This window comes from Aequoribacter fuscus (assembly GCF_009910365.1).
Lineage (GTDB): Bacteria > Pseudomonadota > Gammaproteobacteria > Pseudomonadales > Halieaceae > Aequoribacter > Aequoribacter fuscus.
In genome coordinates this window covers 402,595-419,349 of sequence record NZ_CP036423.1, presented here as the reverse complement: position 1 = coordinate 419,349, position 16,755 = coordinate 402,595, and the positions used below count along the sequence as shown (strand labels likewise).

Sequence of the window (16,755 nt, the reverse complement as noted above, 5' to 3'; positions counted from 1 at the left end):
AGTGCCGGGGCGCTTACGCGCCCACCCAAATTCAACGTACTAGTCGTTTTCTAACTCAATATCGATCCCCAAAGAGCGGATCTCTTTGACCAACACGTTAAAGGACTCGGGCATGCCCGGCTCCATACGATGATCACCGTCGACGATGTTTTTATACATTTTGGTACGGCCAGCCACATCGTCAGACTTAACCGTCAACATTTCTTGCAAGGTATATGCAGCACCATAAGCCTCAAGTGCCCACACCTCCATCTCTCCGAAGCGCTGACCACCGAATTGGGCTTTACCGCCCAGAGGCTGCTGCGTCACCAAAGAATACGAGCCTGTTGAACGCGCGTGCATCTTATCATCCACCAAGTGGTTCAACTTCAGCATGTACATATAACCGACGGTTACAGGACGCTCAAATTGGTCACCGGTGCGACCGTCAAACAGAGTAAACTGGCCACTTTCAGGCATATCAGCTAAGGCTAACAGGGCCTTGATCTCGCTTTCAGCCGCGCCATCAAACACCGGAGTTGCCATCGGCACACCCTTGCGTAGATTCTGGGCCAGAGTGCGAATTTCGTCGTCTGTTAACGAATCAAGATCTTCCGAACGACCCGCGCCGTTATTGTAAATCTTGTGCAAAAATTCACGCAGTTCAGCCACTTCGCGCTGCTCTTCGATCATGGTATTAATTTTTTCACCAAGACCGCGCGCCGCCATACCTAAGTGCGTCTCTAAAATCTGCCCAACGTTCATGCGCGATGGCACACCGAGTGGGTTAAGAACGATATCGACGGGCTCACCGTTGGCGTCGTAGGGCATGTCTTCTACCGGCATGATCACCGAGATAACACCCTTGTTACCATGACGCCCTGCCATTTTATCGCCTGGTTGAATACGGCGTTTGATCGCAAGGTAAACCTTGACCACTTTCAAAACACCAGGGGCCAGGTCATCCCCAGTTTGAAGCTTACGTTTCTTATCTTCGAAACGCTCTTCTAACTGACGATTCTCTTCCTCTAACTGCTTTTCTGCTGAGGCAATCAATGCATTGACATCAGCGTCATCGGTCTTAATTTTGAACCACTGCTCGCGATCGAGCTCGGCAAGCACCTCGTCAGACAACACTGTGCCCTTGCTCAGACCCGCACCGCTAAGTGTCTTCTTACCGACTAACTGAGACGCCAAACGAGCGTAGACCGCTTCCTCATAGATCCGATACTCTTCTTTCAGATCCTTACGGAACTCGTTCAACTGGTGGTTTTCGATCTCGCGCGCTCGCGAGTCTTTTTCCAAACCATCGCGGGTGAAGACCTGAACGTCAATTACGGTTCCCTTGGTGCTTGAGGGTACGCGCAGCGACGTATCTTTTACGTCTGATGCCTTCTCACCGAAAATTGCACGAAGCAGCTTTTCTTCTGGTGTTAGCTGAGTCTCGCCTTTGGGTGTGACCTTACCCACCAAGATGTCACCTGGCTCGACTTCCGCACCGATATAGACGATACCGGACTCATCAAGCTTCGATAACGCACTTTCACCAACGTTTGGAATATCGGCAGAAATTTCTTCGGATCCCAGCTTGGTGTCGCGGGCGATACAGGTCAGTTCTTGGATATGAATCGATGTGAAACGATCTTCTTTAACGACACGCTCAGATACCAGGATCGAGTCTTCGAAGTTGTAACCATTCCAGGGCATGAACGCGATACGCATATTTTGCCCAAGCGCCAAGTCACCCATATCAACGGAGGGACCATCAGCCAAAATATCACCGCGCTCAACCACATCGCCTTTACTCACGATGGCCCGCTGATTAATGCAGGTATTCTGGTTAGATCGGGTGTACTTCACTAAGTTGTAGATATCCACTGGCGCTTCATTGCCGTCAGCTTCTTCGGCACTCGCTCGAACCACAATCCGGCTCGCGTCGACAGAATCGACCACGCCAGCTCGCTTCGCCACCACACACACACCAGAGTCGCGAGCGACGTAGCGCTCCATACCAGTACCAACCAGGGGCTTATCACTCACCAACGTGGGGACCGCCTGACGCTGCATGTTAGAACCCATCAAAGCTCGGTTAGCGTCGTCGTGCTCAAGGAACGGAATCAAAGCCGCCGCAATCGATACAACCTGCTTGGGCGATACGTCCATGTAGTCGATACGCTCGGGTGGCATCACCGTAAATTCGTTCATGTGACGCACCGCGACTAAGTCATCGGTAAAGCGTCCATTCTCGTCAACGGTTGCCGACGCCTGCGCAATCACGTGCTCGGCTTCGTTAATGGCAGACAAATACTCGATATCATCAGTGACCTGACCATCAACCACACGACGATAAGGCGACTCCAAGAAGCCGTACTCATTGGTGCGCGCATAGGTCGCCAACGAGTTGATCAAACCAATGTTTGGGCCTTCAGGCGTTTCAATGGGACACACGCGACCGTAGTGAGTCGGGTGCACGTCCCGAACCTCAAAACCCGCACGCTCTCGCGTTAGACCACCAGGGCCCAAGGCTGACACTCGGCGCTTGTGAGTGACTTCAGACAGCGGATTGTTTTGGTCCATAAACTGCGATAACTGGCTAGAACCAAAGAATTCTTTAACCGCAGCCGATACAGGTTTAGCGTTAATAAGATCCTGGGGCATTAAGCCTTCGCTTTCCGCCATTGACAAACGCTCTTTCACCGCACGTTCTACGCGAACCAAGCCAACCCGGAACTGGTTTTCCGCCATTTCGCCGACTGAACGGACACGACGGTTACCCAAGTGATCGATATCATCCACCACGCCTTTACCGTTGCGGATAGACACCAGCATTTTCAATACGTCGACGATATCATCGCGATCTAATACGCCCGAACCGATGACATCCTCTCGACCCAGACGACGATTGAACTTCATGCGGCCTACGGTCGACAAATCGTAGCGGTCAGGCGAGAAGAACAAGTTTTGGAATAGGTTCTCGGCAGATTCTTTGGTTGGCGGCTCGCCTGGACGCATCATGCGGTAGATTTCGACCAGAGCCTCCAGCTCATTACGAGTCGCATCTTGGCGCAAAGTGTCACTCAAGAAGGGTCCGCAATCTAAGTCGTTGGTATACAGGGTCTCGATCTTAGTCGCGCCTGCATCCAACATAATTTTCACTGTGTCGGCCGACAACTCAGTGTTACATTCAACTAAGACTTCTCCGGTCTTCTCATCAACGAAGTTCTTAGCGAGCGCCCGACCGTACAGATACTCAACTGGAATTTCCAGCTCCGAGACCTCGCCTTTTTCCAACTCACGGATGTGTCTGGCGGTGATACGGCGCCCCTGCTCAACGATGACTTTTTTGCCGATCTTGATATCAAAGCTCGCAACATCACCACGCAAACGCTCGGGAATGAGCGCCATGGTCAGCGTGGTCGCATTGTTAACGCGAAACTCGTTGACGTCAAAGAACATATCCAAGATTTCTTCGGAGCTGTAACCCAAGGCACGAAGCAATACAGTAGCAGGTAGCTTACGGCGGCGGTCAATACGCACAAAGACTTGATCTTTAGGGTCAAACTCAAAGTCTAACCAAGAACCACGGTAAGGGATAATACGCGCAGAGTACAGCAACTTACCTGAGCTGTGGGTCTTCCCTTTGTCGTGATCAAAGAAGACACCGGGTGAGCGGTGTAACTGCGACACAATAACACGCTCGGTACCGTTGATGACGAAGGTACCGTTTTCGGTCATTAGCGGGATTTCGCCCATATAGACATCTTGCTCTTTGATGTCTTTGATGGCTTTACTGGACGAGTCCTTATCGTAAATGATTAAACGCACTTTAACGCGCAAGGCGCAGGCGTAGGTCACGCCGCGCAGCTGACACTCGGCAACGTCAAATGCCGGGACACCAAGCTGGTAGTCGACATACTCTAACGCTGCGTTGCCACTGTAACTCGCAATCGGGAATACCGACTGAAATGCAGCATGTAAACCGTAGTCGCCACGCTGGTCGACCGGCACACCCTGCTGCGTAAATTTTTTGTAGGAATCCAACTGGATCGCCAACAGATAGGGAATATCCATCACGTTGGGAAGGGATCCAAACTCTTTTCGAATACGTTTCTTCTCTGTATACGAGTAAGCCATCAGTACTCTCCAGCCTCTTTGCCTCTGCGGCCGAACATTCGGCTCGCGATCACCTTTTCAGGCGTTTCGGTGCACGCTATCGCCGCACCCACAAAATAGTCCTGCTATAAGCAGGAAAAGGCCGGCAACCTATAACGCTTGCCAGCCCAATCCGAACCCTTGTTAATACGAGGGTTCGTCACAAACTTACTTAAGCTCGACCGTACCGCCAGCTTCTTCAATCTGCTTCTTGATGTCTTCAGCTTCGTCTTTAGACGCGCCTTCTTTGACTGGGGCAGGAGCGCCGTCAACCAAACCTTTCGCTTCTTTCAAGCCTAAGCCAGTTACCGCGCGAACAACCTTGATCACGTTAACTTTCTTCTCGCCGCCTGAGGTCAAGATTACATCGAACTCAGTCTGCTCTGCCGCTGCCGCTGCACCAGCGTCACCGCCAGCTGCCGCAGGCGCTACAGCCACAGCTGCCGCTGCAGTAACACCAAATTTTTCTTCCATTGCTGAAATCAGTTCAACAACGTCCATTACCGACATTTCGGCAATTGCATCTAGGATTTCGTCTTTAGATAAAGCCATTGCTTTTCTCCTGTTTACTTAAAAGTTTTCAAAGACAACGAATTACGCTGCTTCTTTTTGATCTTTGACTGCTGCTAACGTACGCACCAGTTTTCCAGGCACTTCGTTCATGGTCTGAGCCAGCTTGGTTACCGGAGCCTTCATCACGCTCATCAACATTGATAGAGCTTGATCTCGGGTCGGTAGTTTCGCCAACACATCCAATTGATCTGCACCCAGTAACTGACCGCTTACCGCCAACGCTTTAACTTCGAATTTGGAATTCTCCTTAGCGAAGTCTTTGAACAATCTTGCTGCAGCGCCTGGATCTTCCATCGAAAATCCAAACAATGAAGGACCAACCAAAGTGCTATTCACACACTCGTAATCCGTACCTTCTAACGCACGCTTGGCCAACGTATTTCTAACAACTCGTAGAGTTACGCCGTTCTCACGTGCTTGACTGCGCAGGGCTGTCATCGCATCCACTGTGACACCGCGGGCATCCGCAATGACCAATGAAAGCGCGCTGGTGGCTGTCTCGTTAACTTCAGCTACGATCGCTTTTTTGTCTTCGAGTCTAATTGCCACTGGTTTTCTCCTGGCTTACATTAACTGTTGTGCCGAAGCACAACCCCATATTTGGTGAAAACTTCCACCATCTGCGTAGGCGGACAACGCCTTTAAACCGAAAACTGCTCGGCACCTACGGTCTTTGATGGTCTTCAGTGAGCAGCTAAACCTACTTACTGTATCTAAAGACCTCAAAGTCGACGGGCGAACCCGTCACGCCTCATCCTTGAGGCTTCATAAGGTTGCAGCGAACTACATCCTTAAAAATCTAACGCACCGTGATCGATGGTTAAGCCCGGACCCATAGTGGTCGACAGCGTAACTTTCTTCATGTAAACGCCTTTGGCTGACGAAGGCTTGGCTTTCTTGAGATCCGCCAAGACCGCGGTCAAGTTGCCGCGAATCGCTTCGGCGTCAAACGAAATCTTGCCGATACCGCCGTGGATAATCCCGTTCTTATCAGTACGATAGCGCATCTGACCGGCTTTCGCGTTGTTAACCGCAGTTACAACGTCTGGTGTCACGGTGCCAGTCTTAGGGTTTGGCATCAGGCCGCGAGGACCCAAAATTTGACCCAACTGACCTACAACGCGCATCGCATCTGGAGATGCAACAACCACGTCGAAGTCCATCATGCCGCCTTTGATTTGGTCGGCCAGGTCTTCCATACCAACGAAGTCTGCACCCGCTTCCTTAGCTTTTTCCGCAGCATCGCCCTGGGTGAATACCGCAACGCGAACTTCGCTACCCGTGCCGTGAGGCAATGTCGTAGCACCGCGAACCGCTTGGTCTGATTTACGGGCATCAACACCCAAGTTCACCGCGACTTCTACCGACTCAACGAACTTAACGGCTGAGCACTCTTTCAACAAAGCAACAGCTTCTTCGATTGAATACACTTTATCCGCATCAATTTTTTCACGGATCATTTTTTGACGTTTTGACAACTTAGCCATGATTACGCCTCCTCAACTTCGATGCCGGCAGAACGCGCGCTACCAGCAATGGTACGAACCGCGGCATCCATATCGGCAGCCGTCAAATCGGGCCACTTCTGAGTCGCGACCTCTTCCAGTTGAGCGCGAGTTGCCTTACCTACTTTGTGGGTATTGGGCGTCGCTGATCCTTTTGGAATACCGATCGCTTTGCGCAACAAAACCGCGGCTGGAGGGGTTTTCTTGATAAAGGTAAACGAGCGATCGCTGTAAACAGTAATAACCACCGGAATGGGCAAGCCTGGCTCCATACCCTGGGTTTCAGCGTTAAACGCCTTACAGAATTCCATGATGTTTACACCGTGCTGACCCAACGCTGGGCCGACCGGTGGACTTGGGTTAGCCTGACCGGCTGCGACTTGCAGCTTGATGTAGGCTTGTACTTTCTTTGCCATAGTTTCCTCTCTTGGGTGTTAACGCTGTACTCACCTTGCGGCTTTAAGCTCCCCGTTTTCGTGCGGTTAACCGCGTTCCTGAATGCGCAAGGGCATTCAACCCTCGTCAGGTCTTTTCGACCTGACTAAATTCCAACTCGACCGGCGTCGACCGGCCAAATATCAAAACCGCAACGTTTAGGCGGCTCTTCTCGTAGTTTACTTCCTCAACAACGCCATTAAAGTCGTTGAAGGGACCATCCACAACGCGCACCATTTCGCCTGGCTCGAATAAGGTCTTGGGACGAGGCTTCTCAGTACCATCTTCGACGCGACGCAAAATTGCTTGGGCTTCAGCATCCGTAATGGGTGCTGGAGCATCCGCTTTACCGCCAATAAAACCCATAACGCGGGGGGTTTCTTTAACCAGGTGCCAAGTGTCGTCGTCCAATTCCATTTGAACCAAAACATACCCTGGGAAGAATTTGCGCTCGCTCTTACGTTTTTGGCCGTTTTTCATCTCTACCACTTCTTCCGTGGGGACCAAAACGTCGCCAAATCGATCGCCCATCGCGTGCAGATCAATGCGCTCTTTTAACGCGGTCGCAACTTTCTTCTCGTAACCTGAGTACGCATGTACCACGTACCAACGCATAGACATTGCCAATTACCTCGTTTTATTACGCGATGACGAGTGACACAAGCCAACCCAACAGGGAATCTAAACCCCACAGAATCAGCGCCACCACCAACACAAAAGCAACAACAATCAGTGTTGTTTGCACAGTCTCTTGACGCGTCGGCCAAACGACTTTTCTAATTTCAGTGCGGGCTCCGCGAATCAAAGACCAAGCGCTGTGCCCTTTTTCGGTTTGTAAGGCAATCGCTAGAGCCACCGCTGCCAAGACCAACAGGCCGAGAACACGGTACAACAGAGACTGGTCCGCAAAGTAGCTATTACCGTAGACGCCTAACGCCACGATCAGCGCCACCGCCGCCCACTTCAGCCCATCAAATCTTGACGTTGCGATTTCAGAACTCATTTTATTTCCCGTCAAACCCAAACATTAACTGCCATAAATGGCAGGCCAGGAGGGAATCGAACCCCCAACCTGCGGTTTTGGAGACCGCCGCTCTGCCAATTGAGCTACTGGCCTATCATCTTCGCGTAGAGGGCAACAGCCATCTACGACAAATTTGATACCGCTTAACACCCTCTCTTAGTGCCGAGAAGGCTAAGCGACTTATCGCTGCCTGACACAATCAAATCAGACAACAAAGCCGAATAACTGCAAGCAGCCATTCGGCTCAGCGGGTTGGGGCAACACCCCAACCCAGGGCTGGTATCGATTACTCGATGATTTTGGCTACAACGCCAGCACCAACCGTACGACCACCTTCACGGATCGCAAATCGCAAACCGTCTTCCATCGCAATCGGTGCAATCAACGTAACAACCATCTGAATGTTGTCACCTGGCATTACCATCTCTACGCCATCAGGCAATTCACACGCACCCGTTACGTCCGTCGTACGGAAGTAAAACTGAGGACGGTAACCTTTAAAGAATGGCGTGTGACGACCACCTTCATCTTTGCTCAATACGTAAACTTCTGCTTCAAACTTAGTGTGCGGCTTAACGCTACCGGGCTTCGCCAATACCTGACCACGCTCTACGTCTTCACGCTTAGTACCACGCAACAAAACACCAACGTTCTCTCCAGCACGACCCTCGTCCAACAACTTACGGAACATCTCAACGCCCGTACAAGTTGTCTTGGTGGTGTCACGGATACCAACGATCTCGATCTCTTCACCCACTTTGATCACGCCACGCTCAACACGGCCCGTTACCACCGTACCACGACCTGAGATCGAGAATACGTCTTCTACTGGCATCAAGAACGTCTGATCAATCGCACGCTCTGGCTCAGGAATATAGGTATCCAAAGCTTCAACCAATGCTTTAACGGCACTCGTGCCAAGCTCGTTGTCGTCTTCGCCGTTCAAGGCCATCAACGCAGAACCACAGATGATTGGAGTATCGTCGCCTGGGAAGTCGTAAGTGTCCAACAACTCACGAAGTTCCATTTCAACCAACTCTTTCATCTCTTCGTATTCTTCAGTACCAACACCACCACAGTCTTCTGCAAGAAGGTCAGCTTTGTTCAAGAACACAACGATGTAAGGTACACCTACCTGACGAGACAACAGAATGTGCTCGCGAGTCTGAGGCATTGGACCGTCAGTCGCACCACATACCAAGATCGCACCGTCCATCTGTGCAGCACCCGTGATCATGTTCTTAACATAGTCAGCGTGCCCAGGGCAGTCTACGTGCGCGTAGTGACGAATCGATGAATCGTACTCTACGTGTGAAGTCGCAATCGTAATACCACGCTCACGCTCTTCCGGTGCGTTGTCAATACCGTCAAACGCAACCGCTTGTCCACCAAATACCTCTGCGCAAACTCGAGTCAGAGCCGCGGTCAGAGTCGTTTTACCATGGTCTACGTGACCAATTGTGCCCACGTTTACGTGAGGCTTACTACGCTCAAACTTTTCCTTTGCCATTACGACAGTCTCCTAAATCTTGCACCAGCGCTGCTAGCTACGTTTTAACGGCCTAAACCGTCTGTTAAAACAACGCTGGCACCGCCACCGTTGCATTCTATCGGAAGTGGAGCTCATAACCGGATTTGAACCGGTGACCTCTTCCTTACCAAGGAAGTGCTCTACCTACTGAGCTATATGAGCCTGTAACTTCCTATTCTTATGGAGCGGGTAGCGGGAATCGAACCCGCATCATCAGCTTGGAAGGCTGAGGTTCTACCATTGAACTATACCCGCACTACCGTTTCCCGCTGCAGAACAGCTTTTCGCTGATCTGCAACCAACCCCCGCGGTCACCGAAGCAACGGCAGGGTCTATTCAAATTTACCAAGCCATGGGCACAACAAATTTGCTTTCTGCAACACCCGTCGCTGCGCGACCAGCATTACTTTACAACGTCCTGAACTTGCCTGCGCAAACCAAGACGCCTGAATATGGTGGAGGGGGGTGGATTACTCGAGCCTTCGGCTCTCGCCCTTCGGGTCACCGCAAGCGGCGCTCCTTCGCAACCACCTCAGTGGCTGCTCGGTCGAACCAGGTGGCTCGACCCCACACTAACCTTCCACGCACTGTTCCGGTCCACCACACAGCAAAACGAAACAATTTTTATCTGGTGGAGGGGGGTGGATTCGAACCACCGAAGCTTTCGCGTCAGATTTACAGTCTGATCCCTTTGGCCACTCGGGAACCCCTCCGAAAGGCGGCACATTTTCCAGACGTCGCAGGTGTTTGTCAACCAAAAAAGTCTTAAAAAAGTTTATCCAGAAAGATTGCATCATTTGGCCGCTTTGCCTATCATTGCGATCCGCATTTGGCTGGCGTAGCTCAGTAGGTAGAGCAGCTGATTTGTAATCAGCCGGTCGGGGGTTCGATTCCTCTCGCCAGCTCCATTTTCTCAGCCTTTCGAGGCTATCCAATCTGATTTTTTATTGCTCCAGAATCGGAACAGGACAGTCCATTACTGCTGCAACCGCGTAGATAAGCTCCCTTTCTAAGGGTGAAGTCTCGTCGTCACAACGCGCGGCGATTGACATCGCCTTCAAGACGCGAGGCTTTAAAAGGGGAAATAACAAGCTCAAATCGTCAACGGCTTTAGAGAAATCAGCGATCGAGCACTCAGCAAGCGGCAATAGATTCGCGTTGCGCAACCCCAAGTCTTGAGCCGCTGCGGTGAACGCGAGCTCCGGATCCCCTCTGCCCATATGAGCCAGCAAGGACAACACGCAACTCACCTGCTTACTAGCCTGCTGTAGTCGCCGGTATCTGGGCGACCTCGACACCGACCTGACGAATTCAGGCTCGACGTAATGTAGAATCAGGTGAAACAATACCCACTCAGTGAGATCGATCACGCTATCAGCGCGAATGATCGCTTTTAATAAGAGCTTGTAGTTTTGGTACTGCGGGTAAGATAACTGTCGAACCGAAGCGCACGCCAACTCCACCATCGTCAACCTGTCATTCTTGGGCAGAGTTGTGACACGCCGCTCAATATGCACCAGCTCAGACGCCAAACCCTCAAGGTTAGCGTCTGCAACCAGACCGAGCTGCTTAACTCGCACTTCGGTGTCTCGACTCAAAAATAAGGCCACTAAGGCAGCACACGCGACCAATGGCTCAACCAAACCATCCCCCAAGACCTGTGGCGATTCATTTGTGGCGGCAAAATTATCGGGATCGGCGGGGGGAGCGTCGCCAGACATCGCCTCCCAGCGCTCGGCCAATACAACCTCTGGATCCGCCCCTGCTAACAGCGCTGCCGCCGCCATACGCGCCTTCTCGGGCGTATCGGCACCCGTTGTCGCTTTAGGATAATGAATCATCGGACGCTCTAGATAACACCCATCCCAGCGCGGACTTATGCGTCTTATTCGCTCCTCAATCGGCGGATGGGTCGATGTCCAAGACCAAAAGGAAGGTGTTACCGCACCAAAAAACGCGTGCCCAAACTCACGCGCCTCGGGTAGCTGCACGTGCGTTGACGGTAAATACCCACCGATGACTTTCAGGGCATCGGCCACGGCAGCCGAGTCACGGGTAAATTGCACAGCGCTCGCATCGGCGTGAAACTCCCTCTGACGCGATATCGCAGCCTGTATCAAGCTCGCAACAGCCACCCCTAAGGCGCCTATTACCCACAAACCGAGGCCAATAAATGGCAATGCGCTGCGTTCCCGTGAACGATACGACCCGCGGCGCGACCACATTAACATGCGCCCAAGGTCACCGATAAAGGTAATTCCTTTCAAAGTGGCGGCCAGACGAATATTGAGCCGCATATCGCCCTCGAGTATGTGACTAAACTCATGCCCTACAACGGCCTGAAGTTCGTCGCGCCGCAAGTGATCCAACAGGCCCTCGGTGACACAAATAACCGCATCACGCGGTGCTATACCAGCCGCAAAGGCATTCATACCTCGCTCTCTAGGCAACAAGTAAACACCCGGCACCGGCATATTTGCCGCCAGAGCAATTTCGGCTACGACATTTTGGTATTGCCGCAATTTGGGCTCGCCGGTATTGGGTGGCACACGAACAGCCCCCATCATTTCCGCAACTGCCGCGCCGCCCGCCGACAGCTGGGTCCAACGCAGCAGAACCACAATACCAATTAAAATGATCATCGCAGCGCTTACAAACAAAAATTGACGCGTCGTAAAATAGTCTGCCCAACCAGCCGAACCACTCGGCAATCCCATGAACACAAAGATCGAGACAAACACATTCGCCGCCAGAATGAGACCTGCAGACGCAACAACAAACAGTAACACCAGCAACCGAGTATTACGTCGCGCCAGATCTTGACCCTTAAAAAAATCCATAGACTTTAAAAACTGACCTTCGGCGCCTCTTGAATTGCGGCGGAATCGGCAAACACCAATAGCTCTGCATCAACGCCATGACCTATCTTGGCGGCAACAAGTACAGCGGGAAAGGCCTGGCGATAGGTGTTGTAGGCGAGGACACTGTCGTTATAGCCCTGACGGGCAAAGGCCACCCGGTTTTCGGTACTGCTGAGCTCTTCGGTCAATTGCTGCATGTTGGCCGACGCCTTTAGATCGGGGTAGGCCTCCATCGTCACACTCAGCTTGCTCAAAGCGGACTGAAGCACCGACTCAGCATCCGCTAGCGCCGCAACACCGCCACCCGATGTCAGGGCAGAGAGTGCGGCCGTGGCCTCATTACGCGCTACCACTACGGCTTCCAAAGTAGCGCTCTCGTGCGCCATATAAGCTCGCGCCGTTTCAACCAAATTGGGAATTAAATCGTGCCGCCGCTTTAGCTGCACCTCAATCTGCGCAAAAGCGTTCTTGTAACGATTTTTGAGCGCGACCAAGTTGTTGTATGTCGCAATCAACCAAATAACGACGACCGTCAGCGTTAGAGGAATCAATAGCGTAAGCCAGTCCATATCACCGCTCCTTGTTGGGTTAACAACAGTTTACCCGATTCGCGATAACAGCCAAGCAAAGTCATCAATTTCATCCACCCCCTTGCATGGCCAGTGAATTTTAGTGCAACATGTTCAACAGGCAGGAAGCCTAAACACCAGACCGCACTATCGTTGACAAGGAGGTTACGATGCAGCGTTTATCTTTAAGTGTGCGCGATACTCTGTGCAGCACCGCACCCATCATTCGCACACCACACGTAAAACGTACTTACGACGCTAATAACACAACCCAAGCGGTGCTTAAAGCACTGCTGAATAATGACCTGCGCTTTTGCGATGCGCCCCATGTGGCTCGTTCACTGGGAATTAGCGCCAGCACAATGAGGCGCAGACTTAAAGAGGACAACACCAGCTTCTCGCATTTAAGTGATCGGGTCAGGCAGTATCGATGCGAACAAATGCTCACGAAAAAGTGGCTACCCGGAAAATGTCTTGCAGCAGAGCTTGGTTACAACGAGACCAATTCGTTTTATCGGGCATTTCGTCGCTGGACTGGGCTGGCCTACCGAGATTATAAAAAACGTCTACACTAGGTCACTGGCAGGGCTGCTAATCGATATAAACGACTTGATTGCGGCCCTGCTCCTTGCCGCGATACAGAGCGCGATCGGCGCGACTGATCACAGAATCGAAGGTGTCATCTGAACGGTAGTATGCGACACCGACAGTTGCCGTGACGTCGACGTAGAAGGTCTGCGCCGCTTCGCCCTCGCAATAAAATGGTCGAGAACCAATCATCGTATGCAACTCTTGCACTCGCGCTCGAGCAGCTTGACGATCAAGACCCTCTAGGATCAGCATGAATTCTTCACCACCCCAACGCCCAACCAAGTCATGCGAGCGACAAAATGCCCGCAGGCGTTCAGCGAACTCCGCCAAAACCTGATCGCCTACTTGATGACCATGCTGGTCGTTGAGCAATTTAAAATGATCAATATCCAGCAGGGCGACCACCACCGGCTTATTCACATCGACGGGACGCGACAAAAGGGACCGCGCTTTGTCCTCCAGACCTCGACGATTATCGAGCTGCGTTAGACTATCCCGCTCTGACAAGGATCGTAACTTACTATTGATATCCTCTAGCTCAGCCAGCTTAACCGCAACAGCGGCCTCCAAAACCTCTACCTGTGCGCCAAATCGATTCGCAATTAAAATCGCCATGGTGGCCGCCAACATCAAAAAACCGTAGGGGTAAAGAACCGCCCAAGTGCTCTGATACGCAAACAACTCGCGCACCATATCGTGCCAACCAAGGAGCAAAAATAGCACAACGGCCACCACAACCACCTTAGCTTCACCTACGCCGGCACGCAATTTTTGCCACAACAAGGTAGCAACTGCAGGCACCGACAAAGAGAACACCAGCCAAAACACATCTCTTACACCCAGCAACACAGAGAGAGAAGGCTGTAGCACAAACACAACAGAGGCGCCCAGTGTGACGAGGTGATAGACAGTAAGCCATTTCGGGAATGGCTCGACAAGTAAGCTCCACAACAAGCGCTGCCCCCCGAGCACCAAGGCCGTGAAAGACAAAAACAACAGCCGTTCAGAGAATTGTACCGACCATCCAAACAGCTCACGCCAATCGTGAAAAACAAACGTAAAAACACTCGTGCTCAAGGTCACCACACCGAACCAGAAATAATTGCGTAAAGCGTGTGCACGCCGATACAAGTAAAACGAGAACAGAGAAAAAAGAAACAGCACGAACGCGATGAATAAGGCGGGCAACTTGCTCGCTCGCAATTCTCGCTTCAGCGCAACGTAATCGCCTAAGAGCTGAGAATGCGGAGCAAATTTAGCGGCATTGTCACTGAAACGTAAAGATTCACCCCAAACCCTAATGGCAATAACCAAACGACCATCAGTCGTAATCGCTTCGACCGGAATGCGCCAGACACTGACCTTGCGAAAATCAGGGACGCCCCCATCCTCAACTTGTCCAATTGAGCCCAGTTTCATGCCACCCGCGTAAACATCTGCGGCCTGCCTAATCGGGCCGAACCGCAAGCCGAGACGGGCCGCTCTGGCGTAATCGAGCGGTAGGTCAAACTGTAATTCTTTGCGCAGCCAAATCACATGACCACTCGCGGGATAGCCTGCGCTGGGCCATGGGTCGGTTAAATTTTGTGTCGGCCAGGTGGCGTGGTCATAGTCAAGCGCCGAATAGCGATAGTCGTCTTGTGGCATAAATGCCCAACCATCGTTAAGGGCAATGCTGTGCTCTAAGACCCGCTCTACGTCCATGGCATTAGTCTTAACGCTAAGTGCCAGGAATAGAAGCACCAGCAGTCTCATCATGACAAGGCACCCTGAGCGACATTGGGTCGCTCTGACACAACCTGACATCGCCCTCGAGTTTTACCCTCGTAAAGCGCCACATCGGCCCGCGCAATCAGGCTTTCGAGCGTATCGCCCTGACGCCACTGGGCGACGCCAAACGTCATGGTTAAGCCTAAGCGAATGCCATCGATGCGAAAAATTTGTGAGGGTAACGAATCGCACAAACGCTGCGCTAGCGTCTGTGCACCTGACAGACTCAAATCGGGGAGCACGAGTATGAACTCCTCGCCCCCCCAACGGCCAAGAATATCAACGTCGCGAATATTCAGGCCCAAGTGTCGCGCCAAATGCTGTAGCACTCTATCCCCTACGGCGTGCCCATAGCGGTCATTAATCCGCTTAAAGTGATCGACATCGCACAGAATCAAACTCAGCGTCGAACCCTGTGCCTGCACGTTCGCGATTATTTGCTCAGCCGATTCTTGAAACCCACGCCGATTTAATAATTGCGTCAAGGCATCTTCCCGGGCATGACGTGCCAGCCGTGAATTGGCATCTCGCAACTGCTGGGTGCGCTCATTAACCAACTCGCCCAAATTATCCAAGACCGCAGCATATTGTCTGCTGAGCAGCACAGCCATACAGACAACCAACGAGAAAAATCCATACATTGACAACATCTTGCCCGGCGCAACATCAAAGAGCAAAGTCACAAACAGGTCGTGAACCGAGGTAGTAATGAAGACCAAACTGCCGACGATAAAGATAAAAGCCTTGTCGTCACCTGCGCGCCATGCACCGTAGATCGTTTGCAGATATTGATAAACAAGCACTGCGGCAAAGACCCGAAAAATATCAATCGCACCAAAATTAATTTCAAGGCCAGGCACAACGGCCAGTGCGGCACCCAAGCCTGCGCAAGCAATCGTCAAGGCCCGCATGAACGCTGTGAGTTCGACATCCAGAATCGACCATACCGTACGCACCAACAAGGGCGCCACGAAGCACACTGAGGCGTACTCGATTTTTTCGTATGTCACAAAATCAAGCGGCACCATGAAACGCAAATCCGACAGTGAATAGCAATACAGAGCCAGGGCGCTCGACAGTAAGGCAAACCACAGGTACGACAGCAAACTCGCACTGCGGCTGTACACGTAAAATGAGAACAGCGCGCTCAAGAGAAACAAGGCGGCCATAAACATCGGCGCCAAGGCAGTTTTGAAGTCCTCGGAAGCGAGGGTGAAGTAATCACCTAACCATAGCGTGTCACCGTAAACGCCACCCCCCCAACGCGACGTTACGGCCTCTGGGCCGCCCCAGACACGAAGCGCAAGCACCAAAGATCCGTCGGTACTTACGGCCTCGGGTGGCACACGCACGACCAAATCTCGATCCCAGTCGGGCGAGGCATTCGGAGGCAGATGTCCCCGCGATCCAATCAGCTTCCCGCCGGCATAAAGCTCAAAAGCGCTGTACACTCGGCCTATCTTTAGTCCCAAGTTACCTAAGAATTGTGGATTTTGCCGCGCCTGCCGTCCAAAATCGACCGTCAAGCGGTACCACGCGGTCTGTTGGGATTCGGGAAATCCACCTCTGGGCCAGACTGCATTTAAGGGGAGCTGTTCCCAGCTGGCGTCATCGTAATCTACCGCAGCATAGCTTGGTGAATCTCCAATCTGACGCTGCCAATCACGCTTAATTGCCATTGGTTCGCTCAGCTGCGAGAGACTGAGACGAACACTACCAGACTGCGCATAAACCTCATTGCTCAGCATCATTAGGGTACACAACA

At 52.0% G+C, this 16,755-nt stretch carries 13 protein-coding genes and 5 tRNA genes; 2 read left to right on the top strand and 16 right to left on the bottom strand.

Annotated features, from left to right (window positions below; all coding sequences use genetic code 11):
• Positions 1-39: 39 nt before the first annotated feature.
• The 12 genes from rpoB to EYZ66_RS01790 all read right to left on the bottom strand — a co-directional run bounded on the left by rpoB (position 40) and on the right by EYZ66_RS01790 (position 9,912).
• Complete coding sequence (gene rpoB, locus EYZ66_RS01845) at positions 40-4,113, bottom strand: DNA-directed RNA polymerase subunit beta (protein WP_009576731.1); 4,074 nt, start codon at positions 4,111-4,113, stop codon at positions 40-42.
• Between the two features lie 186 nt (positions 4,114-4,299).
• Positions 4,300-4,683: a 50S ribosomal protein L7/L12 gene (gene rplL / locus EYZ66_RS01840; RefSeq protein WP_009576730.1), complete on the bottom strand. Its 384-nt coding sequence runs from the start codon at positions 4,681-4,683 to the stop codon at positions 4,300-4,302.
• Positions 4,684-4,725: 42 nt separating this feature from the next.
• Entirely contained in the window at positions 4,726-5,253 is a 528-nt protein-coding gene (rplJ, locus tag EYZ66_RS01835; protein WP_009576729.1) for a 50S ribosomal protein L10, read from the bottom strand.
• A 242-nt stretch (positions 5,254-5,495) separates the two neighbouring features.
• Positions 5,496-6,191 (bottom strand): 50S ribosomal protein L1, encoded by a 696-nt coding sequence (rplA, locus tag EYZ66_RS01830; protein WP_009576728.1) that lies wholly within the window; start codon positions 6,189-6,191, stop codon positions 5,496-5,498.
• A 2-nt stretch (positions 6,192-6,193) separates the two neighbouring features.
• Positions 6,194-6,625, bottom strand: a complete 432-nt coding sequence (rplK, locus tag EYZ66_RS01825) for a 50S ribosomal protein L11 (RefSeq protein ID WP_009576727.1) — start codon at positions 6,623-6,625, stop codon at positions 6,194-6,196.
• Positions 6,626-6,731: 106 nt separating this feature from the next.
• Positions 6,732-7,265 (bottom strand): transcription termination/antitermination protein NusG, encoded by a 534-nt coding sequence (gene nusG, locus EYZ66_RS01820; RefSeq protein ID WP_160195572.1) that lies wholly within the window; start codon positions 7,263-7,265, stop codon positions 6,732-6,734.
• 19 nt (positions 7,266-7,284) lie between these two features.
• On the bottom strand, positions 7,285-7,647 hold the full coding sequence (secE, locus tag EYZ66_RS01815; RefSeq protein WP_009576725.1) for a preprotein translocase subunit SecE: 363 nt from the start codon (positions 7,645-7,647) through the stop codon (positions 7,285-7,287).
• 38 nt (positions 7,648-7,685) lie between these two features.
• Positions 7,686-7,761, bottom strand: a tRNA-Trp gene (locus EYZ66_RS01810).
• Between the two features lie 193 nt (positions 7,762-7,954).
• Entirely contained in the window at positions 7,955-9,178 is a 1,224-nt protein-coding gene (gene tuf / locus EYZ66_RS01805; RefSeq protein ID WP_160195571.1) for an elongation factor Tu, read from the bottom strand.
• Positions 9,179-9,285: 107 nt separating this feature from the next.
• Positions 9,286-9,361 (bottom strand) — tRNA-Thr (locus EYZ66_RS01800).
• A gap of 19 nt (positions 9,362-9,380) precedes the next feature.
• A tRNA-Gly gene (locus EYZ66_RS01795) sits at positions 9,381-9,454 on the bottom strand.
• Between the two features lie 374 nt (positions 9,455-9,828).
• Positions 9,829-9,912: transfer RNA gene (locus EYZ66_RS01790), tRNA-Tyr, on the bottom strand.
• Positions 9,913-10,031: 119 nt separating this feature from the next.
• On the opposite strand from EYZ66_RS01790, the gene EYZ66_RS01785 reads away from it, so the two are divergent.
• A tRNA-Thr gene (locus EYZ66_RS01785) sits at positions 10,032-10,107 on the top strand.
• A 36-nt stretch (positions 10,108-10,143) separates the two neighbouring features.
• Here EYZ66_RS01785 and EYZ66_RS01780 read toward each other — a convergent pair.
• Together EYZ66_RS01780 and EYZ66_RS01775 are read right to left on the bottom strand one after the other, a co-directional pair.
• Positions 10,144-12,039 carry a M48 family metallopeptidase gene (locus EYZ66_RS01780; RefSeq protein WP_009576876.1) on the bottom strand — a complete coding sequence of 632 codons (1,896 nt, stop codon included), beginning with the start codon at positions 12,037-12,039 and terminating at the stop codon, positions 10,144-10,146.
• A gap of 5 nt (positions 12,040-12,044) precedes the next feature.
• Positions 12,045-12,629, bottom strand: a complete 585-nt coding sequence (locus tag EYZ66_RS01775) for a LemA family protein (RefSeq protein ID WP_009576875.1) — start codon at positions 12,627-12,629, stop codon at positions 12,045-12,047.
• A gap of 170 nt (positions 12,630-12,799) precedes the next feature.
• On the opposite strand from EYZ66_RS01775, the gene EYZ66_RS14265 reads away from it, so the two are divergent.
• Positions 12,800-13,204, top strand: a complete 405-nt coding sequence (locus tag EYZ66_RS14265; protein WP_009576874.1) for a helix-turn-helix domain-containing protein — start codon at positions 12,800-12,802, stop codon at positions 13,202-13,204.
• A gap of 16 nt (positions 13,205-13,220) precedes the next feature.
• Here EYZ66_RS14265 and EYZ66_RS01765 read toward each other — a convergent pair whose 3' ends face one another.
• Together EYZ66_RS01765 and EYZ66_RS01760 are read right to left on the bottom strand one after the other, a co-directional pair.
• The gene (locus EYZ66_RS01765; RefSeq protein WP_160195570.1) at positions 13,221-14,978 is read right to left on the bottom strand and encodes a GGDEF domain-containing protein; all 1,758 of its coding nucleotides are present in this window, start codon (positions 14,976-14,978) and stop codon (positions 13,221-13,223) included.
• Positions 14,975-16,741 carry a GGDEF domain-containing protein gene (locus EYZ66_RS01760; RefSeq protein ID WP_050793466.1) on the bottom strand — a complete coding sequence of 589 codons (1,767 nt, stop codon included), beginning with the start codon at positions 16,739-16,741 and terminating at the stop codon, positions 14,975-14,977. Before EYZ66_RS01760 ends, EYZ66_RS01765 begins: the two co-directional genes overlap by 4 nt.
• Between the last annotated feature and the right edge of the window lie 14 nt (positions 16,742-16,755).

Coding starts and splice junctions, on each gene's coding strand:
- rpoB (WP_009576731.1), bottom strand. CDS start 4,113: ATGGCTTACTCGTATACAGAGAAGAAACGTATTCGAAAAGAGTTTGGA.
- rplL (WP_009576730.1), bottom strand. CDS start 4,683: ATGGCTTTATCTAAAGACGAAATCCTAGATGCAATTGCCGAAATGTCG.
- rplA (WP_009576728.1), bottom strand. CDS start 6,191: ATGGCTAAGTTGTCAAAACGTCAAAAAATGATCCGTGAAAAAATTGAT.
- rplK (WP_009576727.1), bottom strand. CDS start 6,625: ATGGCAAAGAAAGTACAAGCCTACATCAAGCTGCAAGTCGCAGCCGGT.
- nusG (WP_160195572.1), bottom strand. CDS start 7,265: ATGTCTATGCGTTGGTACGTGGTACATGCGTACTCAGGTTACGAGAAG.
- secE (WP_009576725.1), bottom strand. CDS start 7,647: ATGAGTTCTGAAATCGCAACGTCAAGATTTGATGGGCTGAAGTGGGCG.
- tuf (WP_160195571.1), bottom strand. CDS start 9,178: ATGGCAAAGGAAAAGTTTGAGCGTAGTAAGCCTCACGTAAACGTGGGC.
- EYZ66_RS01780 (WP_009576876.1), bottom strand. CDS start 12,039: ATGGATTTTTTTAAGGGTCAAGATCTGGCGCGACGTAATACTCGGTTG.
- EYZ66_RS01775 (WP_009576875.1), bottom strand. CDS start 12,629: ATGGACTGGCTTACGCTATTGATTCCTCTAACGCTGACGGTCGTCGTT.
- EYZ66_RS14265 (WP_009576874.1), top strand. CDS start 12,800: ATGCAGCGTTTATCTTTAAGTGTGCGCGATACTCTGTGCAGCACCGCA.
- EYZ66_RS01765 (WP_160195570.1), bottom strand. CDS start 14,978: ATGATGAGACTGCTGGTGCTTCTATTCCTGGCACTTAGCGTTAAGACT.
- EYZ66_RS01760 (WP_050793466.1), bottom strand. CDS start 16,741: ATGATGCTGAGCAATGAGGTTTATGCGCAGTCTGGTAGTGTTCGTCTC.